22 protein-coding genes are annotated in these 24,359 nt (G+C 62.2%); 17 read left to right on the top strand and 5 right to left on the bottom strand.

Features of this window, described 5'->3' with window-relative positions; genetic code table 11:
- The first annotated feature begins 322 nt into the window (after nucleotides 1–322).
- From KIH77_RS06540 to KIH77_RS06520, 5 genes are all read left to right on the top strand, one after another.
- The gene (locus KIH77_RS06540) at nucleotides 323–1,402 is read left to right on the top strand and encodes an aliphatic sulfonate ABC transporter substrate-binding protein (protein WP_163200492.1); all 1,080 of its coding nucleotides are present in this window, start codon (nucleotides 323–325) and stop codon (nucleotides 1,400–1,402) included.
- 18 nt (nucleotides 1,403–1,420) lie between these two features.
- Entirely contained in the window at nucleotides 1,421–2,347 is a 927-nt protein-coding gene (locus tag KIH77_RS06535; RefSeq protein ID WP_219100249.1) for an ABC transporter permease, read from the top strand.
- 75 nt (nucleotides 2,348–2,422) lie between these two features.
- Nucleotides 2,423–3,202 carry an ABC transporter ATP-binding protein gene (locus tag KIH77_RS06530; protein WP_163200494.1) on the top strand — a complete coding sequence of 260 codons (780 nt, stop codon included), beginning with the start codon at nucleotides 2,423–2,425 and terminating at the stop codon, nucleotides 3,200–3,202.
- A 304-nt stretch (nucleotides 3,203–3,506) separates the two neighbouring features.
- Nucleotides 3,507–4,985 carry a YeiH family protein gene (locus KIH77_RS06525; RefSeq protein ID WP_204314012.1) on the top strand — a complete coding sequence of 493 codons (1,479 nt, stop codon included), beginning with the start codon at nucleotides 3,507–3,509 and terminating at the stop codon, nucleotides 4,983–4,985.
- 102 nt (nucleotides 4,986–5,087) lie between these two features.
- A complete protein-coding gene (locus tag KIH77_RS06520; RefSeq protein ID WP_163200495.1) occupies nucleotides 5,088–5,423 on the top strand; it encodes a hypothetical protein in 336 nt (111 codons plus the stop codon).
- Between the two features lie 82 nt (nucleotides 5,424–5,505).
- On the opposite strand, the gene KIH77_RS06515 is transcribed toward KIH77_RS06520, so the two are convergent.
- Both KIH77_RS06515 and hemB read right to left on the bottom strand, forming a co-directional pair.
- Nucleotides 5,506–6,234: a uroporphyrinogen-III synthase gene (locus KIH77_RS06515; protein ID WP_163200496.1), complete on the bottom strand. Its 729-nt coding sequence runs from the start codon at nucleotides 6,232–6,234 to the stop codon at nucleotides 5,506–5,508.
- Nucleotides 6,235–6,312: 78 nt separating this feature from the next.
- A complete protein-coding gene (gene hemB / locus KIH77_RS06510; protein WP_163200497.1) occupies nucleotides 6,313–7,296 on the bottom strand; it encodes a porphobilinogen synthase in 984 nt (327 codons plus the stop codon).
- Nucleotides 7,297–7,513: 217 nt separating this feature from the next.
- Here hemB and cobA point away from each other — a divergent pair, with 217 nt between their 5' ends.
- Both cobA and KIH77_RS06500 read left to right on the top strand, forming a co-directional pair.
- Nucleotides 7,514–8,302 carry a uroporphyrinogen-III C-methyltransferase gene (gene cobA, locus KIH77_RS06505; protein WP_163200498.1) on the top strand — a complete coding sequence of 263 codons (789 nt, stop codon included), beginning with the start codon at nucleotides 7,514–7,516 and terminating at the stop codon, nucleotides 8,300–8,302.
- Nucleotides 8,303–8,307: 5 nt separating this feature from the next.
- A complete protein-coding gene (locus KIH77_RS06500) occupies nucleotides 8,308–8,799 on the top strand; it encodes a precorrin-2 dehydrogenase/sirohydrochlorin ferrochelatase family protein (protein WP_219100248.1) in 492 nt (163 codons plus the stop codon).
- Between the two features lie 95 nt (nucleotides 8,800–8,894).
- Here the strand turns inward: KIH77_RS06500 and hemC are convergent, their stop codons facing one another.
- The gene (gene hemC / locus KIH77_RS06495) at nucleotides 8,895–9,806 is read right to left on the bottom strand and encodes a hydroxymethylbilane synthase (RefSeq protein ID WP_163200500.1); all 912 of its coding nucleotides are present in this window, start codon (nucleotides 9,804–9,806) and stop codon (nucleotides 8,895–8,897) included.
- An 82-nt stretch (nucleotides 9,807–9,888) separates the two neighbouring features.
- Nucleotides 9,889–11,712 carry a glycoside hydrolase family 13 protein gene (locus KIH77_RS06490; RefSeq protein WP_163200501.1) on the bottom strand — a complete coding sequence of 608 codons (1,824 nt, stop codon included), beginning with the start codon at nucleotides 11,710–11,712 and terminating at the stop codon, nucleotides 9,889–9,891.
- A 242-nt stretch (nucleotides 11,713–11,954) separates the two neighbouring features.
- Between KIH77_RS06490 and KIH77_RS06485 the strand changes: the two genes are divergently transcribed.
- The 8 genes from KIH77_RS06485 to KIH77_RS06450 all read left to right on the top strand — a co-directional run bounded on the left by KIH77_RS06485 (nucleotide 11,955) and on the right by KIH77_RS06450 (nucleotide 19,969).
- Nucleotides 11,955–13,493: a dicarboxylate/amino acid:cation symporter gene (locus KIH77_RS06485; RefSeq protein WP_163200502.1), complete on the top strand. Its 1,539-nt coding sequence runs from the start codon at nucleotides 11,955–11,957 to the stop codon at nucleotides 13,491–13,493.
- Nucleotides 13,494–13,710: 217 nt separating this feature from the next.
- Complete coding sequence (gene urtA / locus KIH77_RS06480; RefSeq protein WP_163200503.1) at nucleotides 13,711–15,024, top strand: urea ABC transporter substrate-binding protein; 1,314 nt, start codon at nucleotides 13,711–13,713, stop codon at nucleotides 15,022–15,024.
- A gap of 25 nt (nucleotides 15,025–15,049) precedes the next feature.
- On the top strand, nucleotides 15,050–15,934 hold the full coding sequence (gene urtB, locus KIH77_RS06475; protein WP_163200504.1) for an urea ABC transporter permease subunit UrtB: 885 nt from the start codon (nucleotides 15,050–15,052) through the stop codon (nucleotides 15,932–15,934).
- A 15-nt stretch (nucleotides 15,935–15,949) separates the two neighbouring features.
- Nucleotides 15,950–17,101 carry an urea ABC transporter permease subunit UrtC gene (urtC, locus tag KIH77_RS06470; protein WP_163200505.1) on the top strand — a complete coding sequence of 384 codons (1,152 nt, stop codon included), beginning with the start codon at nucleotides 15,950–15,952 and terminating at the stop codon, nucleotides 17,099–17,101.
- Nucleotides 17,098–18,087: an urea ABC transporter ATP-binding protein UrtD gene (urtD, locus tag KIH77_RS06465; protein WP_225432988.1), complete on the top strand. Its 990-nt coding sequence runs from the start codon at nucleotides 17,098–17,100 to the stop codon at nucleotides 18,085–18,087. Before urtC ends, urtD begins: the two co-directional genes overlap by 4 nt.
- Nucleotides 18,087–18,788 (top strand): ATP-binding cassette domain-containing protein, encoded by a 702-nt coding sequence (locus tag KIH77_RS06460; protein WP_219100247.1) that lies wholly within the window; start codon nucleotides 18,087–18,089, stop codon nucleotides 18,786–18,788. The genes urtD and KIH77_RS06460 overlap by 1 nt, the downstream gene beginning before the upstream one ends.
- Nucleotides 18,789–19,124: 336 nt before the next feature.
- Nucleotides 19,125–19,586 (top strand): hypothetical protein, encoded by a 462-nt coding sequence (locus tag KIH77_RS06455; protein ID WP_225432987.1) that lies wholly within the window; start codon nucleotides 19,125–19,127, stop codon nucleotides 19,584–19,586.
- Nucleotides 19,586–19,969 (top strand): hypothetical protein, encoded by a 384-nt coding sequence (locus KIH77_RS06450; protein WP_163200506.1) that lies wholly within the window; start codon nucleotides 19,586–19,588, stop codon nucleotides 19,967–19,969. The genes KIH77_RS06455 and KIH77_RS06450 overlap by 1 nt, the downstream gene beginning before the upstream one ends.
- A 524-nt stretch (nucleotides 19,970–20,493) precedes the next feature.
- Here KIH77_RS06450 and KIH77_RS06445 read toward each other — a convergent pair.
- Nucleotides 20,494–21,642 (bottom strand): hypothetical protein, encoded by a 1,149-nt coding sequence (locus tag KIH77_RS06445; protein WP_219100246.1) that lies wholly within the window; start codon nucleotides 21,640–21,642, stop codon nucleotides 20,494–20,496.
- A 221-nt stretch (nucleotides 21,643–21,863) separates the two neighbouring features.
- Here KIH77_RS06445 and ureA point away from each other — a divergent pair, with 221 nt between their 5' ends.
- Nucleotides 21,864–22,544, top strand: coding sequence for an urease subunit gamma (gene ureA / locus KIH77_RS06440; protein WP_163200508.1), 681 nt, complete (start codon nucleotides 21,864–21,866; stop codon nucleotides 22,542–22,544).
- A gap of 12 nt (nucleotides 22,545–22,556) precedes the next feature.
- Nucleotides 22,557–24,281 carry an urease subunit alpha gene (gene ureC, locus KIH77_RS06435; protein ID WP_163200509.1) on the top strand — a complete coding sequence of 575 codons (1,725 nt, stop codon included), beginning with the start codon at nucleotides 22,557–22,559 and terminating at the stop codon, nucleotides 24,279–24,281.
- Nucleotides 24,282–24,359 lie beyond the last annotated feature (78 nt).

Below are 24,359 nucleotides of genomic sequence, written 5' to 3'. Positions count from 1 at the left end.
GTTCAATTCATCCTCCGTCCGTTACCGGCCGGTCCCTTCGCCAACCACCGTAACGGACGTCGTCGGGTCGACAGGCCGCCCCGCTATAGCGGCTGCTTATGAAATCATGCAAAACCGCGGAATCGTGCCGGTTAATAAACCGCTCAAGATTTTTGGACTACCCCAATATGCCGATTTTCGTGGTCGCCGACATATTGCGCAGGAATAATGAAATCAAGCCGCAACGCATACGGTTCCCATCGAGGAACGCCGTACGCGGCGGTATATGACGGGGAAGCTCCAAAGTCCGAAACATCTTCGGCACAGGCGGTAAGGGGAACACATGCGGTCACGAATCGGCGGTGCGATCACACGCATCACGGCGGTCATACTGGCCGGCGTGATGGCCGTGGCGCTGGCCGGCTGCGCATGGCCCAGCGAATACATCGCCGACGCCGGCAGCAAGGCGATACGTAACGCCGGCTCCGACGGCAGCACCACGACCCTGCGCATCGCCGCCCAGCCTTACCCGCTTTACTCCGACGTCTGGGTGGCCCACGAGCTCGGCTACCTCAAGGAGGAGCTCGCCAAGGAGCACGCCTCCTACACGTGGGATTCGTTCAAAAGCGGCCCGCTCGTGAACGAGGCCATGGCCGCCGGCAACGACGACGTCGGATACGCCGCCGACCTGCCCGCCGTCATCGCGAAATCCACCGGACAGGACGTCACCATCGTCTCCAACGTGGCCTACGGCGAGAAGGCGCTCGCCATCATGGTCCCCAAAGACTCTCCAATCAAAACGGTCGCCGACCTGCGCGGCAAGAAGGTTGGCTACGCCACGGGTTCGTACGCGCAGCATCTGCTCGCGCTGCTGCTCGCCAAACAGGGCATGACCCTCAACGACGTGGACACCGCCAACCTCTCCGCCGAGGATCAGGTGGCCGCCATCCAGGCCCATAACGTCGACGCCATCGTCATCTGGGAGCAGTACGTCACCAAGCTCGAAACCGAGGGCACGGCCCGCGTGCTGGCCGACGGCACGGGCGTCAAGCGCGGCAACATGGTCTCCTACTTCACGACCAGCTACGCCAAGGCGCATCCCGACATCGTGCGCGCCTACAACCGCGCCGTGCAGCGCGGCGCCGACGAAATCAACAGCGACCCCGACAAGGCCGCCAACGCCGTGGCCAAGGACTTCGGCGTCAGCGCCGACCTGCTCAAGAAGATCTGGAAGCACTTCACGTTCACCACGGAGCTCAAGCCCGACGACATCGCCGCCATCCGCGAGGTCGCCGACTTCGCGTGGAAGAACGGCATTCTCAAATCCCAGGTGGACGTCGACAAACTCATCGACACCGGCTACCTGACCGCAAACGTCAACTCGAAAACCACGAATACGAACGATACGACTAAGGGGCAATGATCGCACATGGTGGAAAAGGTGCTGACAGGAATCTCATCGTTTACCGTCGCGGCGTCGAAGGCGGCCTCGGGCGTGACGACCGTCGTCAAGCCGAAGAAAACCGTTGACGCCGCCGTGAAGACCGGCGCCGCGGCGGGTGCCGCTGCAAAGCCCGTCGCCGTTCGCAAGACGGCGGCCGGGAACGGCGTCGTCGGCAAGGTCTCCGCCAAGGCCGGCAAATGGGCGCTGTACCTCGCGCTGCCCGTCATCCTCGTGGCCGTATGGGCGTTCGTCGGCGCACGCAGCGCCTCCTACGCCATGGCCACGCCGCAGCAGATCGTCTCGGCCACCATCGAATACGCGGGCAGCGGCGAGCTGTGGCTCAACATCGCCGTCAGCATCGCACGCGTGCTCGAAGGATTCCTCGTCGCGTTCGTCGCGGCCGCCGTGCTCGGCGTCGCCGCCGGCGTCTCGCGACGATTCGAACGCTTCATCGACCTGGTCATGCAGGTGCTGCGCCCCATCCCCGGCATCGCATGGATTCCGCTGGCCATCCTGTGGTTCGGCATCGGCGAGAACTCCAAGGTCTACATCATCTTCATCGGCGCGTTCTTCCCCATGTTCGTCAACTTCGTCGACGGCATCAAGGGCATCGACAAGCGCTACTTCGAACTCGGCCGCGTCTATGAGATTCCCAAGTGGCGGTTCATCCGCCAGGTCGTCGTGCCGGCCGCGCTGCCGCAGATGCTCACCGGCATCCGCCTCGGCCTCTCCGGCGCATGGATCTGCGTGGTCGCCGCCGAAATGATCGGCGCGACCAGCGGCGTCGGCTTCATGCTCTCCGACGGCCGTTCGATGTCCCGCCCCGACGTGGTCATCCTCGCCATGCTCATCATCGGCATCGTCGGCAAGCTCATGGACGACGTCGTCGAATGGCAGCGCCGCCGCATCGTCAACTGGCTGTGAGGCGCGCGGCATAACGCCGACGGCGCGCAAGACGCCGACCAAGGCACCGACCCGGAAAACGACTGGAAGCGTGGCATGAGCGACAACAACGACAACATCGACGGCGGCAACGCCGACAACATCATCGACATCAGACATCTGACCAAGGTGTTCCCCTCGGAACACGGGCCGGTCGAGGCGTTGCACGACGTTTCGATCTCGCTGCCGCGCGGAGGATTCACCTCCATCATCGGACCATCCGGCTGCGGAAAATCCACGCTGCTGCGCATCATCGGCGGCCTCGACACCGAATACGACGGCGAGGCCCTGATGGACGGCCGGCCGATTCCCGGCCCCGGCCGCGACAAGGGCTTCGTCTTCCAGGACCATCGCCTGCTGCCATGGTTCTCCGTGCGCGAGAACATCCGGTTCGCGCTGCCCGACTCGGAGAAGCACAACGACGAGCTGATCCAGGAGAACATCGATCTCGTCGGATTGAACGGATTCGAGGATGCGCTGCCCAAGCAGCTCTCCGGCGGCATGTCGCAGCGCGTGGCCATCGCCCGCGCGCTCGCCAACCGGCCGAAGGTCCTGCTGCTCGACGAGCCGTTCGGCGCGCTCGACGCGATTACGAAAATCAAGCTTCAGGACCAGTTGCTGCGCATCTGGCAGTCCGAAGGCATCACGATGGTGATCGTGACGCACGACATCGACGAGGCCGTGTATCTGGGCGAGACCGTCGTGGTGATGAAGCCACATCCCGGCGAGATCAAGCGCGTGGAGCACGTCGACCTGGGAACGCCGCGCACTCGCGTCGGCGAACGGTTCAACCGCGCCAAGGACTCGATATACCAGGAGTTCTTCGCGCAGGAGTAGGCGTCGTCGCGACCGGCTGTCGGGTGGGACGGTCGTCGCATCAACTGGGAAACTACGTAATAATGCGAATCTATCGCCGTATATAACAAAGTGCCGCTATCGGATTTTTCGATAGCGGCACGCTGTTTTTTCCACTAATTCCAAGCTTGCGCGCGGCCGATCCGCCCCGTTAGCATCGAAGACGAACACCGGATGACGGCCTGATATCGGGGGATGTCGATCGTCGTTCGGCGGGATTCGAATCAAGGGAAATCATCGGACCGACGCCGGAACCGGCGTCGCACCAACAAGGGGAGAGAGCATCGTGACTACATCCATCACGCCTTCCGCCGCTGCGGCGGCGAAGGCCAAGACCAAGGCCAAGGAGACCGTTCCGGCGGCCGCCGAAGGCAACAAGATCCTCGGCAGCGAGGACTGGTGGGCCGTGTTCATCGGCCTCGGCATCGTCGTGCTGGCGTTCGTGCTGTGGGCGGCCGGCAGCTCGCTGAACATCTTCGCCGCGAAGATCCCCAGCTGGGGATCCTGGTCGTTCCTGTTCGAGGGCGGCGACGTCGTGAAGAACGGCGCGACCACCCATGCGGCCGGTCTCGCGCAGCGCTGGCCGAACATCCTTGCGCTGTTCGCGCTGTTCGCCGTCGTGTTCGGCGTGGCCGCACGCTTCCTCAGGCTCAGGGTGCCGGCGTTCCTCGGCGGATTCGTGGCGCTGTTCGTGCTGAGCTTCGCCGTCAACGTGTTCAGCACCTCGAAGTTCGCCAACTCCTACAATCTCGAGGCGCCGCTGGTCGCGCTCGTCGTGGGCCTGCTGCTCGGCAACATCCTCAACCTCGAAGGATTCTTCGGCGGCAGCCTGCGTACCGAGCTTTATGTGAAGGTCGGCATCGTGCTGCTCGGCGCCACGCTGCCGTTCACCACCATCATCTCGGCCGGTCCGGTCGCGTTCCTGCAGGCAACGTTCATCGCCGTCTCCACGTTCCTCGTGATCTACTTCGCCGCCACCCGTCTGTTCGGCCTCGACAAGCGCTTCGCCGCGACGCTCGGCGCCGGCGGCTCCATCTGCGGCGTCTCCGCCGGCATCGCCGTGGGCAGCGCCGTCAAGACCCGCAAGGAGCACGTCTCCGCGGTGATCTCCATCGTGGTGGTGTGGGCCATCATCTCCATCTTCCTGCTTACGGGCCTCGGCAAGGCGCTCGGTCTGGCGGACGGCGTGGCCGGCGCCTGGGTCGGCACCTCCGAATTCGCCGACGCGGCCGGCATCACCGCGGCCGCCAGCTTCGGAGATCAGGGCATCGCGGCGTTCACCCTCATGAAGGTCGTCGGCCGCGACATCTTCATCGGCGTGTGGTGCCTCATCCTCGCGTTCGTGGCCATCACCTACTGGGACCGTCAGGACCGCGTGGCCGAGGCCAAGGCCGCCGGCAAGGACGTGACGAAGCTGCCGAAGCAGAAGCTCGACGTGGCGCAGATCTGGCACCGCTTCCCGAAGTTCGTCATCGGCTTCTTCGTGGCGTCGATCTTCCTCACCATCGTGATCGCCACTGCCGGCGCCTCGGCCTCGGCGGGCATCACAAGCGACCTGATCACGCCGGTCAAGGAGCTGCGTACGTGGGCCTTCACGTTCACGTTCCTCTCCATCGGTCTGACGACTCGCTTCAAGCAGCTGTCGTCGCTCGGGTGGAAGCCCATCGCCGCGTTCAGCATCGGCGCGGTCGTCAACATCATCCTCGGATTCGTGCTCTCGGCCGTGCTGCTGCCCGGCTTCTGGGCCAATATTCCGGTCGCCTGATCTTGCCGGCCTCGCAACCCAGGTTTTCGTCACGATACGAGTGTTCGTATCGTGACGAAAACCCGGGTTGCGAGGCCTTGATTCTTTGATAAAGAGAACCCCATGAATCTACCGGTCGTCTGGCATGTCATCGTCGATATCCCATTTACGGGCAGGCCGTTCCGCAGCACGGGACTGAGCATCGACGACGCGACGAACGACTTGCAGGAGCGTATCGACCGCGCGAAGATCGCGCAGCGCGTATTGGCGAAATTACGGGAATTGAGCCCTGCCGACGAGGACGGCGACTGGCAGCTGGCGCTCTCGTGGAAGGGGCTGCGCGCGGAACGCGACGGCGCCGCGTTCGAGCAGCTGGAACAGCAGCTGTACGACGCGGGGTTCACCGCCGATGATTTCGCCGTGCGCGTGGAATACGCGCGTTCGTGGGGAATGCTGTAAATTCCGTTTCTTCCTTGTACACGAATCGTCGGATGCCACGCGAAAAAAGGTTTTCGCGGCCGGTATCCGACGATTCGTGTACCTAGCGGTTGCCGATAATGAGCTCCACGGCCCGCCTCAGCACATCATTCGATTCGGGCACGATGACGATTCCGCCGTCTTCGCGGATGATATCCGCCGTACTCGGGCCCAACGCATAATACGTGGGATTCTCCGCGAAACGATGAGGGATTTTTCCGATGATCGCCCGCAGCCGCCGATACGACGACGGGCTCGTCACCAGAATGCGGTCGATGGGATGGGCCGCTCCGGCACCGTCGGCAATCGTCTCGATCGCCGACTGCTCCAATTCATCGTTCCACATATTCTCGTAGATGCGAATCCGCGGGATTTCCTCGGGGATATGGTCGTGCGGCACGCGCAGGTCGCCGCCGAGCATCGCCATGCGGGCGTGCGGCAGCGTCGCCAGCAGACGCGCCAGTCCCCGCTGGTTCTCCTCGTCGGGCGTCAATACGTGCGGCAGGCCGTATCGTTCGGCCTGCGTCGCCATCTTGCGGCTCAGCACCACGACCGTGGCCAGCCAGTTGAGATGCCGGTAACGCTCCAGATACAGCGTGAGTGCGAAATTGCTCGTGATGATCAGATAATCGCTGCTCGCGATCGCGCGCAGATCGGATTCGCTCGGCACGGTGGCCTGCAGCCTGCGCAGCGGGCAGTACACGACGCCTCCGGCAGGGCGCGCGGCGTCGTCGAGCCGCCGACGCAGTGCTTCGCCGATATGGTCCTGCGGATACGTGATCAGCACGGTCATGTCATCCTCCTTGCCGGTAGCATTCTCTCATTGCCGTATGTCGTTGTCGTGATGCCGTTGTCGGGATGCCGGTCGACGTCACCATTCATCGCGGTCGATGCGTGCGGCCACGTCCTTGGCGAAGTACGTGATGATGAGGTCGGCGCCGGCGCGTTTGATGCCGGTCAGCGTCTCCCTCACGATGCGTGCCTCGTCTATCCAGCCGTTCGCCGCGGCCGCCTTGATCATGGCGTATTCGCCCGAGACGTTGTACGCGACCAGCGGCAGATTGCTGGCGTTGCGTATGTCGCGGACGATGTCGAGGAACGCCATCGCCGGCTTGACCATGAGGAAGTCGGCGCCCTCGCGCTCGTCGCTGGCCGCCTCGCGCATGGCCTCGAGCCGGTTCGCGGGGTCCATCTGGTAGCCGCTGCGGTCGCCGAACTGCGGCGCCCCATCGGCGGCGTCGCGGAACGGTCCGTAGAAACTCGATGCATATTTAACCGAATACGACATGATTGGAACGTTGATATATCCGGCCTTATCAAGGCCTTGACGAATCGCCGCGACATAACCGTCCATGGCGTTCGACGGAGCGATGATATCGGCGCCCGCCTTCGCCTGACTGACGGCGATGCGAACGATGTATTCCAATGATTCGTCGTTGACGACCTCGCCGTCGCGCACGATGCCGCAATGGCCGGTGGACGTGTATTCGCACATGCAGTCGTCGGCGATCACCACCAGACCGGGGCAGACGGCCTTGATGACGCGGATGCCGCATTGCACGATGCCGTCGTCGCTCCAAGCGTCGGACCCGACGTCGTCCTTATGGTCGGGGATGCCGAACACGATGACCGACGTGATGCCCAGATCCTCGATGGCCCTGATCTCGTCGGGCAGCGCATCGAGCCCGTAGCGGTTGATGCCGGGCATCGAGGGAATCGGCGCGACGCCGTCGATCGTCGCGTCGACGAACACCGGCATGATGAGGTCGTTCTTGGTGACGGTCGTTTCGCGTACCAGACCGCGCATCGCCGCGCTGGTGCGCAGGCGACGATGACGGTCGAAAACCAATGACATGATGAATCCCCCTGATGTTTCCGACTTTCAAGAATATGCGGTGGATGGCGTGTTCGCCGGGCCGGGAAGGGTATAGCCTATATCGGTTAGTTATGACGGGCGATACATCGCCGGATTTGCGGTGTTGCGGTGCGTTGCGCGTGTGCGGAGGCCATGCCCGGCATGGTTGACAATAGATGGTTGAGATACGTCGAGTCATGGTGCGGAAGGAGATGTCATGAGTGAGCGGCAGGGTCTCGTGTCGTTGGTGGGAGCCGGACCGGGCGATCCGGAGCTGTTGACGCTGCACGGCAAGCGTCGGCTGGAGGAGGCCGATGCCGTCGTGTACGACCGGCTGGTGAATCCGGAGCTGCTGGAATTCGCGCGTGAGGACGCCGAACGCATCGACGTGGGCAAGTCCGCGCATCATCATCCCGTCAAGCAGCGGGAAATCAACGACCTGCTGGCGCGGCTCGCGCTCGACGGCAAGCGTGTGGTCCGGTTGAAGTCCGGCGACCCGTTCGTGTTCGGCCGCGGCGGCGAGGAACAGCAGTATCTGCGCGGCCTCGGCGTGCAGGTGGAGGTGGTGCCGGGCATCACCAGCGCCATCGCCGGACCGGCGTCGGTGGGCATTCCGGTGACGCATCGCGACTATGCGTCGAGCTTCCATGTGATCGCCGGCCATCGCAAGCGCGCGGGGCATGAGCTCGACTGGAACAACATCGCGCATATGGAGGGCACGCTCGTGTTCCTCATGGGCATGGAGTCGCTGGGGCGCATCGTCGGCGAGCTGCTGGCCAACGGCAAGCCTGCCGATACGCCGATCGCCGTGATCCAGTGGGCCACTCGCGAGAACCAGCGCGCCGTGAAATCCGATTTGCAGGGTATTGAGGCGACCGTTGAGAAGGCGGGATTGGGTGCTCCGGCGTTGATCGTGGTCGGCGGCGTGGCCTCGCTGCTGGAGGATGGGGCCGCCGGCGGCGACGCGGCCTCGTCATCGGACTCGGCCGGGTCGGGACGGTCGTGAGCGGCGTGGCATCGGGGCTTCCCGAGCATCCCTACCCCGTGAACATCGACATGCGCGGCCGGCTTGCCTTCGTGGTCGGCGGCGGTGCCGTGGCCGCACGCAAGGTCGGTACGCTGCTGCATTGCGGCGCGAAGGTGGTCGTCATCAGTCCCGCATTGGATCCGCGCATCGACCGGTCGCGTGTGGATTGGCGGGAAAAGTCCTACAAGTCTGGGGATATCCTCGCGGCCGGCGATGGGATGGCGGCCGACGTGCCGTTCGTCGTGCTGGCGTGCACCGACGACGCCAACGTGAACGCACAGGTCGTGCGTGACGCCCAGGCCGCCGGCGTTCCGTTGACCAACAACGTCGGCGACCCCGCGCAGTCGGATTTCTATAACGTTGCGAAAATCGAAACCGACGACTGCCTGCTCACCGTCTCCACCAAAGGACGTGACCCCGCCCGCGCGCGACGCCTCAAGCAGGAGTTGTGTGAATGGGTCGGGGGAATGATGTGATTTTGCAGTCTGTGTCAACTCCCCTCAGTCGGCTTTGCCGACGGCTCCCCTCAATCTTGAGGGGAGCCGGGGCTGAATGGTTCGGGGTGAAATGGCTACTGTAAATAGGTGAGGGCGCCGGCGGAGATCAGTGATTCGGCGGCCTGCTTGCCGAGATGGTCGGCCGCCGTTCCCGTGAGATGGCGGGTGAAGCAATGGCGGCCGTCGGCGGACGCCACCAGGCCGTCAAATGTGAGTTGATTGCTTTCGTAACGTGCGTATGCGCCGATGGGGAACGTGCAGCTTCCGCCGAGCGCGGTCATGAACTCGCGTTCGGCATGTACGGCGGCGCGGGTGGCATCATCGTCGACGGAGGCGAGCATCGTCAGTGTATCGGCGTCGTCGGCTCGGCATTCCACGGTCATCGCGCCCTGGCCTGCCGCCGGCAGAATCACATCGCGCAGCGACAGACGGTGATATCCGCTCAGATCCGGGCGCAGACGGTTCAATCCGGCTTCGGCGAGAATAACGCCGTCAAGATGCTCGGTTTCGATTTTGTGCAGACGGGTCTCCACATTGCCGCGAATCGGCACGATGACGATATCGGGCCGCAGCCGCAGAATCTGCGCCTGACGTCGCAGGCTGTTCGTGCCGATGCGGGCGCCCTGCGGCAAATCATCGATGCCGGAGAACGGCCGTGCGGAAATCAGACAGTCGAACGGGGAGTCACGCTTGGGAAAACAGCCGAGCGTCAACGATTCCGGCAGCACGGGCTGCACGTCCTTGAGGCTGTGGGCGGCGAAATCGATGGTGCCGTCAAGCAGTTCGCGTTCGATCTCCTTGACGAACACGCCCTTGCCGCCGATCTTCTGCAGACTGGAATTCAGGTCGCGGTCGCCCTGGGTGACGATCGGCCTGACGATGAACTCGCATTCGGGATGACGCTCGCGCAGGGCGTCGATGATGAGCTCGGTCTGGCGCAGCGCCAACCGGCTTTTGCGGGTACCGACCCGAAATACGTGTGTCATGCAAGCTCCTCGTCCAAGCGAGCCCCACTATAACATTTGGGCGATGGACGAGGAGCCGTGCGGCTATAGGGAAAAGTTATGCCTACTCCAGCAGGAGCCAGGCGGTGGCGTCCTGCGGCAGACGGCCATCCACCAGCGGGGCGGACGCGAGCTTCACCTCGCCTGCCGGCAGCGCGAGCGGTTCGGCGGCGAAGTTGGTGATGCTGGCGAACCGGCGGCCGTCCGTGGTCGGGCGCGAATAGGCGATCGCCGTGCGCGCGGCCGCATCCGCACCGGCGCCCACCTCGTCATCCAGCCATGCGAGGCCGATGTCGCCGGTCGGGGTGAGCAGCTCCTGGCGCAGCGCCAATGCCGCACGATACAGGTTCAGCATGGAATCGGCGTCGGCGTCCTCCGTGTCGGCCGCGAAATCCTTGAACCACAGCGGCTGCGGCAGATGCGGCTCCGCCTTCGAGCCGGCCGGCGAGAACCCGAACGTACCGGTCCGGCCGTCGCCGAACTTCCACAGGCTCGCGTTGCGGCCGTCCGCGTTGCTGTCGTCACTGCTGCCGATCTTCTCGTCGCTCCACGCGGCCAGCGACGGCTCGTCCGACGCCGTCCACGGCAGCGGCACACGGCAGCCGTCGCGTCCCTTCACCGCGAACTGATGGCGGCTCGTGCGCGAATACGGGTCCTCCAGACGGTCCCACGGAATATTCGCCACCTCGAACAGGCCCAGCTCCTCGCCCTGATAGATATAGGCCGCACCCGGCAGGCCAAGCTCCATCAGCGCCGCCGCGCGCGCACGACGCGTGCCCAGCTCGCGGTCCTCGTCGAACAGGTCGCCGTTGCGCAGCAGCCACGCCTGCGCCATCTGGTGATACACGTGCGTCTTCACCTGCGGCAGTGCGTAGCGGCTCGCCGAACGTGGCACATCATGATTGTTCATCACCCACGTGGTCGTAGATCCGGAACGGTCCGCCGAAGCCAGGCCCTCCTCGATGGCCGCGCGCATCGCAGCGCAATCCCAATCCGCCTTCGCGAACTCGAAATTGAACACCTGGCCCAATTCGTCCGGCGAGGCGTACAGCGCCTGATGCTCCGGCGCGATCCACGCCTCGGCGACCGCAAAGCGCGGCGGATCGTACTCGTTGAACACCTTGCGCCACTCGCGATAGATGTCGTGCACCTCGGCGCGGTCGAACAGCGGATTGTCGCCGTTCGGATTGAACTGGTCCAGCGTGGACCAATGGCCAAGCTCCTCCAGCGGCTTCGACTCCAGGTCCTTCGCCATGCCATGCGCCACGTCCACGCGGAAGCCGTCCGTGCCATGGTCCGACCAGAAGCGCAGCGTCTTGAGGAACTCCTCGTGCACCTCCGGGTTCTTCCAGTTGAGGTCCGGCTGCTGCTTGGCGAACAGATGCAGATACCACTGGCCGTCATCCACGCGCTCCCACGCCGGTCCGCCGAAGATCGACTCCCAGTCGTTCGGCGGGATCTCGCCGTGCTCGCCGCGGCCCTCGCGGAAGATATAGCGCTCGCGGGCGGCCGAGCCGCGTCCTGCGGCCAGCGCCTCCTGGAACCATACGTGCTTGTCGGCCGTATGGTTCGGCACGATGTCGACGACGACCTTGATGCCGGCCGTATGCGCGGCGGCGACCATCGCGTCGAAATCGTCCATCGTGCCGAGGCGCGGGTCGACGTTGCGATAGTCGATGACGTCGTAGCCGCCGTCATGCAGTTCGGACGGGTAGAACGGCGACAGCCAGATGGCGTCGACGCCGAGCTCCCTGAGATAGTCCATGCGGTCGGTCACACCGGCGATGTCGCCGAGGCCGTCGCCGTTCATGTCCTTGAAGCTGCGGGGGTAGACCTGATAGACCACCGCCTGCTTCCACCAGTCGTCATGCTCGTTGTTCGCCGTCATTGACGTCCCCTTTCATCATCGATTCGTGTGTTCGTCGCGCAATCCAATACTGACGTCGGTGTCGCAAGTGTTGGTCGCGATAGTGGAACGCATATTCGTCATGTCGATTTGAACGTTCTAACAGTACCTCGCAAGATGGACGGTTTATAGCCGGCGGCGATATCGGAAGACGGTATGGTATTTTGTCCGAATCGCTGAATTGTAATTTTTCGCAGAATATATACGAGGGGAATATCGAGGCAATGTCAGACATCGCACTCAACTGGGTGGCGCTCGGCGTCACCGTCGTCCTGTTCGCGGGACTTGGACTGCTGAGCGTGAAGAAGAAGGCCGGATTCACCGCGCGTGTGCTGCTCGCCACCGCGCTGGGCATCGGCATGGGCGTGCTGTTCAAGGGGCACACCGACTACGTGGCCGCGTTCGGCACCGTGTGGTCCAACGTGATCTCCGCCATCGTGGTGCCGCTGCTGCTGTTCAGCATCATCGCCAGCATCACCAACCTCGGGGAATCCATCCGACTGAAGAACATCGGCATCAAGGCCGTGTTCCTGCTGCTGCTCAACACGTTCACGGCGGCGGCGATCACGCTCGCCCTGTCGCTTGCGTTCGGCATCGGCAAGGGGTTCCAGTACACGCTGCCCACCGATTACCAGCAGCGCGAGGTGCCGGCCGTGCTCGACACCATCGTGAACCTGTTCCCCACGAACCTGGCCGCGAACTGGTCCGAGAACCAGGTGGTTCCCGTGGTGATCTTCGCCATCCTGGTGGCCGTGGCCTATAACGCCGCCGGCGCCACCGACAAGGCCCGCGCGGCCATCGCGCCGTTCAAGGCGTTCATCGACGCTGGCAACGTGGTGCTTTCACGCGCCACGCAGATCGTGGTCGGCTTCACGCCCTACGCCGTGCTCTCGCTCATCGCCGCGGCCGTGAGCGGCAGCGACGTGGCGGCCCTGCTGCCGTTGCTCGTGGTGCTGCTGGTGGCGTACATCGCCATGGCGCTGCAGCTGTTCGTGGTGCAGCCGCTCGTGCTGGCCGGCGTGACCCGCCTCAACCCGGTGTACTTCTTCAAGACGTTCTGGACCGCCGGCGTGGTGGCGTTCACCTCCGAAAGCAGCATCGGCACGATTCCGGTGACCGTGCGTCAGCTGCGCAGTGCGGGCGTGCCCGGCGACATCGCGTCGTTCGTGGCCGGCATCGGCGCCAACCTCGGCATGCCCGGCTGCGCCGGTGTGTGGCCCGTGCTGCTCGCCGTGTTCGCCGTGAACGCGCAGGGCCTGGATTACTCGCCCGCGCAGTACGGCTTCCTCGTGGTGCTGGCGCTGCTCGTATCCATCGGCACGGTGGGCGTGCCCGGTACCGCCACCATCACCGCCACCTCGCTGTTCGCCGCGGCCGGCCTGCCGGTGCCGTTCATCGCCATCACGCAGCCGATCTCGCAAATCGTGGACATGGGCCGCACCGCGCTCAACGTGGCCGGCGCCGCCAACACGGCCGTGGCCGTGGCGGCGAGCGAGAACCAGCTGGACGAGGACCTCTACTACCAGCGCAAGGAGTTCGTGGAGACCGAGGAGGATGCGATCGAGGCCGCCCGTGGCGCCGCCGCACTCGAATCCGAATCCGCGAACGCATCCGCCGCATCCACGTCCGCCGCGTCCGTGTTCGCCGCCACGTCGTCGAACCCGCTTGAGCTCACGCCGGGCGCGGTGCTCGCCGGCCAGGGCGAGGACCTGTGCGGCGTGCGTCTGCCGTCCAAGGCGGGTTCGTCCAAAAACGCCGAATAAATCATCGACGTAGCGGCCGAAACCAATAGCAATCGCAACGTCCCGTCCGGACTCAACATTCCGGACGGGACGTTGCGTATATATGGAGTCTGCGTCACACTCTGTAACCTGCCCGTCATCTTCGAGACGGAATCGAAATAATCGGGCAACACGTTCGATGCCGAACGTTGCCATGCTGTTCCCTGTTGCATTCATAGGGTAAAGGGGAGAGGAACGCATGGGCAGAACATCACTAGCGTTGCGCGCCGGAGCGGCGGCCCTCGCGGTCGCCGCGATCATGGGCCTCGGCGGCTGCGGATGGGGACGCACCGTCGCCGAAAAGGAGGCCCTCGACAAGAGCTCGGCGTCGAACGCCTCGGCCACGTCGTGCGTGGACACGTCGGGCAACACCATCAAGGTCGGTTTCGTGAACTCGCTTTCCGGAACGATGGCCATCTCCGAGAAAACCGTCAGCGATTCGCTGCACATGGCCGTCGACGAGATAAACGCGGACGGCGGTGTGCTCGGCAAGCAGATCCAGATCGAACAGCAGGACGGCAAGTCCGAGCCCGCCACGTTCGCCGAAAAGGCCCGCACGCTCATCGAAAAGCAGTGCGTCGCCGCCGTGTTCGGCGGCTGGACGTCCAGCTCGCGCAAGGCCATGCTGCCGGTCTTCGAGGAGGACAACGCGCTGCTGTTCTATCCGCTGCAATACGAGGGCATGGAATCCTCGCCGAACATCTTCTACTCCGGCGCCGCCCCGAACCAGCAGATCGTTCCCGCGCTCGACTACCTCAAGGAGCAGGGCCATAAAAAGCTGTTCCTCGTCGGATCCGACTACGTGTTCCCACAGACCGCCAACCGCGTGGTCAAGGCCTACGCCGAAGGCAACGGCATGGAGGTCGTCGGCGAGGAATACACCCCGATGGGATCGACCGACTTCACCACCATCGTCAACAAGCTCAAGTTCTCCGGTGCCGACGCCGTCGTGAACACGCTGAACGGCGACTCCAACGTCGCGTTCTTCAAGGAATACAAGGCCTCCGGCCTTTCCGCCGACAAGGTGCCGGTCATCTCGATGTCCATCGCCGAGGAGGAGGTCGCCTCGATCGGCGTCGACAACGTCAAGGACCAGCTGACCGCCTGGAACTACTATCAGACGCTCGACAACCCCGAGAACAAGAAGTTCGTGAAGAACTTCAAGGCCAAGTACGGCGAAAGCCGACCGACCTCCGACCCAATGGAATCCGCGTACACGTCCGTGTACCTGTGGAAGAAGATGGTCGAGAAGGCCAAGTCGTTCGACGTGGACAAGGTCAAGGCCGCGGCCGACGGCGTCACGTTCGACGCCCCCGAAGGCCAGGTGAAGGTCGACGGCAAGAACCACCACATCTACAAGACGTCGTACATCGGCAAGATCGGCTCCGACAAGCTGATCCACACCGTATGGAAGTCCGACGGGCCCATCGCGCCCGACCCGTATCTGAAGACCTATGACTGGGCGAAGAGCCTCAGCGCCAGCACGTCCGGTTCGGACGGGTCCGGCGAGTGATCGGGAGCCAAGGAGAGGAACCGCTATGAATATGTTGTTTCCGCAGATAGTCGCGGGATTGTCGAACGGATCGATTCTGCTGCTGGCCGCGCTCGGCCTGTCGCTGACCTTCGGCCAGATGGGCGTCATCAACAACGCCCACGGCGAGTTCATGATGGCCGGCGCCTACACGGCCTACGTGATGAGCTCGCTCATCGGTGGCAACGCGGCGTCGCTGGCGCTCGCGCTGGTCGTCGGATTCGTGGTGGCCGGCCTGCTGGGCCTGCTGCTCGATGTGCTGCTGCTCGAACGCATGCGCACCAGGCCGTTGGACACGCTGCTCGTGACGTTCGGCGTCTCGCTGGTATTGCAGCAAGTCGCGCGTGACATCTTCGGCTCGACCGGCGTGTATGCGCAGGCCCCCGAGGCGCTGACCAAGCCGGTGACCATCTTCGGCTACAGCTTCCCGGCCGCCCGACTGTTCATCTTCATCCTGGCCATCGTGTGCGTGGCGGCGTTGTACGCAGTGCTGAAGCTCACGCCGCTGGGACGCCAGATTCGCGCGACCTCCGAGAACCGCGACCTCGCCGAGGTGTCGGGCATCTCCACCAAGGCCGTCGACCATGTGACGTTCTTCATCGGCTCGGGCATCGCCGGCGTGGCCGGCGTGGCACTGAGCCTGCTGAACTCCATCAGCTACAACTTCGGAACCTCGTTCATCGTGCAGGCGTTCCTCGTGGTCGTCGCCGGCGGCGTCGGCCAGCTCAAGGGCGCCGTGATCGCGTCGTTTGTGCTCGGCCTGTGCCAGTCGGCCGTCGAACTGCCCACGTCGTCGTCCATCGCGCAGATGTCGGTGTTCCTCATCGTGGTCATCTTCCTGCAGTTCCGCCCGCAGGGCCTTGTGGCCATCCGTTCTAGGAATCTGGCGTAAGGGAAGGGGATTGCAATGAGCAACGGTATCGTTCAGGGCATCGGCAGCGACAAGTCGGCTGGCGCCGTATTCGAAAAATATCGTGTATGGGTGGGAATCGTCGTCACCGTGGCGTTGATCTTCCTCATGCCGGCCGTGTTGAGCGGCTACAGCCTCGGTCTGCTGTCGAAGTACCTGTGCTATGCGATGGTGGCCGTCGGCATCGGACTGGCCTGGGGCCAGGGCGGCATGCTGACGCTGGGACAGGGCCTGTTCTTCGGCCTCGGCGCATACGTGATGGCCATTCATCTGAAACTCGAGGAGCTTGGCCCCGGCCAGGTGCCCGACTTCATGGCGCAGTACGGCATCACCGACCTGCCGGGATTCTGGGACCTGTTCCGCAATCCCGTCGTCGCCGTGATCGGCGTGGCCGTCGTCCCCGGCGCGGTCGCCGCCGTGCTTGGCATCCTCGTGTTCGGACGCGGCGTGCGCGGCGCCTACTTCGCGATTCTTTCGCAGGCGCTGGTCGCGGCGTTCTCCGTGCTGCTCGTCGGACAGTCCAAGACCACCGGCGGCGCCAACGGCCTCAGTGACTTCTCCGGATTCTTCGGCTACGACCTCACCGACCCCGCCAACAAGCAGATGATCTACTACATCTGCGCGTTCCTCGTGCTGGCCATGGTGCTCATCGTGCGCTGGATCCGCAGGTCGTTCATGGGCGAGCTCATCATCGGCGTGCGCGACCAGGAGAACCGCATGAAGTTCCTTGGCTACAACCCCGCGTCCATCAAGGTTTTCGCGTTCTCGCTGGCAGCCATGTTCGCCGGCATCGGCGGCGCGATGTTCGTGCCCGTCGTCGGCATCATCTCGCCGTCCGACATCGGCGTGACGCCGTCTATCCTGATGCTCGCCGGCGTGGTGATCGGCGGACGAACCACGCTGCTCGGCCCGGTCGTCGGCACGCTGCTCATCCGCTTCGCCGAAACGCAGCTGTCGGACGCCTATCCGTCCGCCTGGACGTACATCGAAGGCCTCATCTTCATCCTCGTCATCGCGTTCGCACCGTACGGACTCGGCCAGGCCAAGGACCTGTGGCCGTGGCTGAAGGAGAGGTTCGGCGGAGGTGCCGGCTCGACCGTCGGTGACGTGGCGGTCGTGGCCTCCGAGGCGAAAGCGGTGGAAGCATGAGCGGAATCGACGGAACCGACGGAATCGATACGAGGGAAGAGGTGAGCGACGTGACCGAGAAGAACAACGAGGCCGGGAAGAACGACGTCTCCGATGCCGCGCAGCTTCGCGCCGAGGCACAGCAGCTGCGCGACGAGGCCCGACAGATGCGCGACGAAGTCAGCCGCATGAAGGACGAGATCGTCTCCGAACGCAAGCGCATGCAGGATTTGAAGGACGAGCTTTCCGTGCTCGACGACCGTGGCGGCCAGTGGAGCGACTATCTCGAAATCCAGGGCCTGCATGTGGAATTCGACGGATTCGTCGCCGTCAAGGACTTGAACCTTACGGTGCAGCATGGCGATCTGCGATTCCTCATCGGCCCGAACGGCGCCGGCAAGACCACCATCATCGACGCGATCACCGGCCTGACGCCGGCGACCGGCTCCGCCAAATTCCGCGGCGAGCAGCTGCTGGGCAGGAAGCCCAACGACATCGTCAAGCTCGGTGTCGGACGAACCTTCCAGACCGCATCGGTCGTGGAAGAGCTGTCGGTGCTGGAGAACCTGCAGCTGGCCGAAGGGTTCCGCAAGAAGACGCGCGACCTGTTCCGGCCGGTCAAGGGCGTCTCGCAGAACATCCAGTACATGATGGACGTCACCGGCCTGACCTCCGACGCCTACAAGCCGGCCGGCATCCTGCCGCACGGCAAGAAGCAGTGGCTCGAGATCGGCATGCTGCTCGTGCAGGACGCCCATCTGCTGCTGCTCGACGAGCCCGTCGCCGGCATGACCCCCGAGGAACGGCAGCAGACCGGCGAGCTGCTCAAGCGATGCAGCCGCAACCGCACGGTCATCATCGTCGAACACGACATGGAATTCATGCGCAAGTTCGCCGACTCCGTCACCGTGCTCAATCAAGGCGAGATCCTCGCCGAAGGCAGCGTTGAAGAGATTCAGAACAACGACGAAGTCGTAAGCATTTACCTGGGCGGAGGCGAAAACTAATGGCAATGTTGGAAGTGAACGGGCTGAGCACCGGCTACGGCAAGGTGACCGTGGTCAACGACATCAGCTTCGACGTGTCCGAAGGCAAATGGGTCAGCATCATCGGCAACAACGGCGCCGGCAAGACCTCGCTGCTCAAGGCGATTCTCGGTCTGCTGCCCGCCACCGGCGGCTCGGTGAAGTTCGACGGCAAGGACGTGACCAAGGCCGCGCCGAACCAGCGCATCCGCGCGGGCATGGCGTTCGTGCCGCAGGGGCAGCAGTCGTTCGGCACCATGACCGTCGACGAGAACCTGCATGTGGTCGCCGACCGCTACGGTTCCGAGGCGCAGGCCCGCTACGACGAGGCCGTGGAGGCGTTCCCCGTGCTGAAGGAGTTTGCCGGTCGTCGCGCCGGCCTGCTCTCCGGCGGCCAGCGTCAGCAGCTCTCGATTGCTAGGGCCTTGATTACGCGGCCGAAGCTCATGATTCTCGACGAGCCGACCGAAGGCATCCAGCCGAACATCGTGGCCGACATCCAGCGTTCGATCCGTTCGATGGTGGAGGACCGCGGCATCGGCGTTGTGCTGGTCGAGCAGAAGGTGCAGTTCGCCGTCGAACGCTGCGACACGTACCATGTGCTCGCATCCGGCCGGTTCATCGCCTCCGGCAAGGGCGGCGCCGACCAGGTCGAGACCGCGAAGGAAGCCATGCGCGTGTAGGTGCGGTGTGCGGTCGCGCGGCATGGCGGGGCGTGCGTCATACGGTCTGCTCGTTCCGCATGTCCCTCGACCCGTGCGATGCGCCGCATCTCGTGTGGCGCGCCTTTCAATGCTCCTTCCCTGACGCCGGCATCGAAGCCCGTCGGGGAAGGTCTGTTCCGGCGGGACGGCCGTTGCTGTAACTGTCCGTGGCAGCGACCGCCCCGCCTTTTTCTGTGTTGCCTGAAATCACATTATTCTATGATGTAAAATGTGATTGAATATTGCGGCTCAAGTGATTGCAGTCGGCGGTGATGACGGCCGGAGTAGGGTAAGTGCGGTGGAAGGCGGTATGCGATGACGGATATCAAGGAGCGTGCGAAGGCGTTGCGCGAGGCGGCAGCACCTGGTTCTCGCATCGGACTGACGGAATTGGCGCGGTCGAACGCGTGGCGTAAATCGTTGGTGGAGCAGGGCATCATGGAGATCGTGGATCGTTCCGATACGACGGGATATCTGGTGTCGGTCGATGCGATGAACGAACTGCTGGATTCCATCAACGTGCTGGAGTCTGAGGTGGAGCGCGTCGCCGTACAGCAGATGTTCATTGCTCGTGGAGCCAGAGAGGATTGGAAGTCCGGCGAAGCACTTGCGGCGGCCGCACAGGAGAGCCTTCTTCGACGCGGCAACAAGGTGCGTGAGTTCCTTGATGGGGTCGATGGGGATTCTTCGACCGGTGATGTTGGTGATACTGGTGATGCCCAGTCGGATGATGCGCGCGGGGTGGGCGAAGGTAAATCCGGCGAAGTTGGTGCCTGATGGCTATTCCCAATGCGTTGCTTACCGATGCCATTGCCATTCTCGCCGGAGTTGATGGTGTGGAAATGGATCCGGAATCGTTGTCCGATGACGTGATTCTGCTGGCATATGTGTGGCCGGACGAAGCCGAATTCAAGACCGCAGTCGTCAGTGTGCATGATGCACTCGCCAAACTCGTCGCCGGCCGCGTGGAAGGCGCTGCGTTGAAGTATGGTCTCGCGCAATGGCGGTCCTACCATTTTCAGCATCACCGCTTCCAGGGGGCTCGCGCCGACATGCGCATCGTGTATCGGCGTACGGACTTCGGCATCCGAGTGCGCGGCTTCGGAAACCGGCACCTGCCATCGGATATCTACCGACGCTTGGCTGAGGCGACTCGGTGATCTGAGAAAAGGGTAGTTAAAAGGTCTATTTAGGGGTCACAACGGGGATTGGTGTCGTTGTGGCAGAAACGTTGGAATATCAACGTTTATTCGGGTTTATGCCTTCCAACTTATAAAAGATATAAAACTTATAAAAAGATATAAAAGGGTGGATGTGTGGTTGGTGTTTGCGGCGGCCGCATACTGTTGCGGTATTGGACCAGCGGCGCCACTGCCGAGGTGGATTTCATCATGCAGATGAACGACAGTGTCGCCGGTGTGCCGGTGGGGTGAAGTCGTCCCGATAACACCAGATTGCGGAGTCTGTCGGTGTACCTAGGCAAATATGAGCCTGATAAGGTGTTGCGTCTTTCGGCCAAGAATTTCGGAGTCGACAACGGCATCCGCAGCGTACCGCTATATGCGGCGTTTTGTGTTGGGGAGTAGGGGATTGTGGGTGGTGAAAGTTGTTGATATGGATGAAAGATGATATGAAGGAAGATGAATATTTGCGGTGTGACGATACGCAAATATTCATCCTCACGTCAAACATTATTTAGTCCAATGAGTTTATTGGGGATTTTTAAATAGTCAGTTAGATGTTTCCGGGCTCCTGTAATGTGGTTTTCCCTCACAGATTGGTGTGCTAATTTCTGTGCTTGCGATGGGGAAACATTGTTATTTTGAGTGTAAGTATGAGTAAGAATGGTTCCTGTTTCCCCCGCCAATGACCGTAAATATTGGTTATTGAATATAGATTCTGGTGTGTTGATATACACGGCAAAATTTCCCGATGCAGTCATAGCCATTGCGGTTAATGCTTTGGCTGTTTCATCGACTTTCTTCTTATTGAGATTCTTGCGTATGAGTTGTATCTTTTTATCCTTACGTCTTGAAAAAGAAAGAACCATGGTGGTCCCGCGAATTGGAAAAATACATAAATGCATATCCTGAGTCGCTTGATCAAAAGCAAATAAGTTGTTTATATGATTGCCCCAGCAATCGTATTCAATAGTGATTTTCCCTTGAAAAGCTAAGGGGAAAAGACGATTATATTGATGGTAGAAATCTACTGTATAAAGTATCGTAGATGGCTTAGATTGTAATTTGGCTCTAATACTGCATGTGTTCTTGAATCCTTGAAAGCTGTCCTTGGCATTAGCTGTTTCTGCATCAAGCTGTTGGTTTAAGATTTGAATTCGACGGTTCAATTCTTTCCTTGATGTAAAGGAAGAGGTTTCCTCCTGCCGCAACTCTTTTTCTATTCGGGCAATCGTCTTTTTTGCGTCATAGTACGAATATAGGTAGTTTTTCATTGCAATTTCGTTGAGAATTGTTTGCAGGTTAGCGTTGCCAAGCAATGACTTTGTATAGATATCAGCGCGTTCGTAGTTTTGGAAACAGCTGCCATCGCATTTTTTGCATAATAGCGAAAAAGTGCCGGTGTTATTGCGGCCGTTAACTTTATTTACCCACGGAATTTGAAGAAACGAGTTAAGTGGATAAAATTGCCCTGACTTATCGTTGCCAGACGCGCCATTGTTAAGGCTCTTTAATACAAATTGCGGAATTGAATGTGAGTTGCATGGCCGTTGGTCCTGAAATGTTGTTCCGCAAATCATGCATTTTTCTGGGCGGTAAGAACCATAGGAACTTAAGCGTTGTCGTTGTTTGATTTCTTCGTCTTTGGACATTTTAATGTTGTGATCACTTAGATTGAAATCCGAGTGACTTTGGTAGATGTAATTGCTAGACACATGCTGTATTTTACTTTTTTATCAGGATTCTTCAGGAAACCTCCCGTTCTCATAGTCGCCATACAATATCCCCGAATTCGTGGCGGTGGCGGGGCTTGCGCGCTAATGCGCGGCGCCCCGCCACCGACGAAACAGGCATATCGAGCGATGGGGGTCTGATGAGACTTACTCCTAGGGAGATCGACAAGCTGCTGCTGCATCAGGCGGGCGAGCTTGCCAAGGAACGGAAAAACCGCGGCGTGAAGCTCAACTATCCGGAGGCTGTGGCGCTCATCAGCTCCGAATGCGTGGAACGCGCGCGCGAGGGCGCGACCGTCGCCGAGCTCATGCAGTACGGCCGCACGCTCCTCAAGCCTGAAGACGTGATGGACGGCGTGGCCGAGATGATCGACGTCGTTGAGGTCGAGGCCACGTTCCCCGACGGCACCAAGCTCGTCTCCGTGCACAACCCCATCGAGACCACCGAAAAGCTCAAGCCGGGCGAATACTTCTTCGCCGACGGCGACCTCACCATCAACGCCGGTCGTGAAAGCATCGAACTCGACGTGGTCAACACCGCCGACCGTCCGATTCAGATCGGCTCGCACTTCCACTTCTTCGAAGTCAACAAATACCTCAAGTTCGACCGCAAAGCCGCCTACGGCAAGCGACTCGACATCCCCGCCGGCACGGCCGTGCGCTTCGAACCGGGCGAATCGCACCGCGTGCAGCTCATCGACATCGCCGGCACGCGCGAAGTGCACGGCTTCAGCGCCCTCGTCGACGGCAGGCTCGACGACCCGACCGTACGCGAAGCCGCATTCGCCAAGGCCAAGGAACAAGGATTTTTGGGGATTTAAGGACTTGAAATCATGAGCAAGACGATTACACGCAGCGACTACGCCGGCATGTTCGGCCCGACGACGGGCGACCGCGTACGCCTCGGCGACACCGACCTCATCATCGAAGTCGAAAAGGACTACACGAACTACGGCGACGAACTCAAGTTCGGCGGCGGCAAGTCATTCCGCGACGGCATGGGCCAAAGCTCCGTGCAGCTCGACGCCGAATCGCCCGACACCGTCATCACCAACGCCCTCATCGTCGACTACACCGGCATCTACAAGGCCGACATCGGCATCAAGAACGGCAAGATCTCGGCCATCGGCAAGGCCGGCAACCCGCAGACCATGGACGGCGTCACGCCCGGCCTGGCCGTCGGCTCAGGCACCGAGGCTCTCGCCGGCGAAGGCATGATCGTAACGGCCGGCGGACTCGACACCCACATCCACTTCATCTCGCCGCAGCAGGTGCGCACCGCGCTCGCCGGCGGCGTGACCACCATGGTCGGCGGCGGCACCGGTCCGGCCGACGGCACCAACGCCACCACCTGCAACCCCGGCGCCTTCCACCTGGCCCGCATGATCGAAGCGGCCGAGGCGCTGCCCGTCAACATCGCCTACCTCGGCAAGGGCAACGACTCCTCGCCCGAACCGCTGCGCGAGCAGATCCGCGCCGGCGCCGCAGGCCTGAAGATCCACGAGGACTGGGGCTCCACGCCCGCCGTCATCGACACCTGCCTCGGCGTCGCCGACGAGATGGACGTGCAGGTGGCCATCCACACCGACACCCTGAACGAGGGCGGCTGCGTGGAGGACACCATCGCCGCGTTCAAGGGCCGCGCCATCCACACGTACCACACCGAGGGCGCGGGCGGCGGCCATGCGCCCGACATCATCCGCGCGGCCGGCTTCCCCAACGTGCTGCCGAGCTCCACGAACCCGACCATGCCGTTCACGCGCAACACCGTCGACGAGCATCTCGACATGATGATGGTCTGCCATCACCTCGACCGCAACGTTCCCGAGGACATCTCGTTCGCCGACTCGCGAATCCGCCCCGAGACCATCGGCGCGGAGGACGTGCTGCACGACATGGGCATCATCTCCATGATGAGCTCCGACTCGCAGGCCATGGGTCGTGTGGGCGAGGTCATCACCCGCACCATCCAGACCGCCGACAAGATGAAGAAGCAGCGTGGCCCGCTCCCCGAAGACGAGCACGACAACAACCGCAACGACAACTTCCGTGTGAAGCGCTACGTCTCGAAGTTCACCATCAACCCGGCCATCACGCACGGCATTTCGGATTACGTCGGCTCCGTGGAGGTCGGCAAGATGGCGGACCTCGTGCTGTGGCAGCCGGCCATGTTCGGCGCCAAGCCCGAGATGGTCATCAAGGGCGGGTCCATCGCCTACTCGCGCATGGGCGACGCGAACGCCTCCATCCCGACGCCGGAACCCGTGTACTACCGCGACATGTTCGGCGCTCTGGGACGGGCGTTGGGCAGCTCCTGCGCGACGTTCGTCTCGCAGGCCGCCATCGACGACGACATCAAGGGCAAGCTCGGCCTGCAGCGTCAGGTGCTGCCGGTGCACGGCTGCCGCACGGTCGGCAAGAAGGACCTCAAGTTCAACGACACGTTGGCCGATATCCAGGTGAACCCCGAGACGTTCCAGGTGACGGTCGACGGCGAGCTCATCCACTCCGATCCGGCGAACGAGCTGCCGCTCACGCAGCGCTACTTCCTGTTCTGAGACCGGCTGGGGCTGGTCTGGGGCTGGTTGAGATTGATTTGAGCCAGCCCCAGACCGGGAAATCGAAAAAGAAGAATA

The sequence above is a fragment of the Bifidobacterium pluvialisilvae genome (genome assembly GCF_019331695.1).
Classification (GTDB): Bacteria; Actinomycetota; Actinomycetes; order Actinomycetales; family Bifidobacteriaceae; genus Galliscardovia; species Galliscardovia pluvialisilvae.
This window is presented reverse-complemented; position numbering and strand designations above follow the sequence as displayed.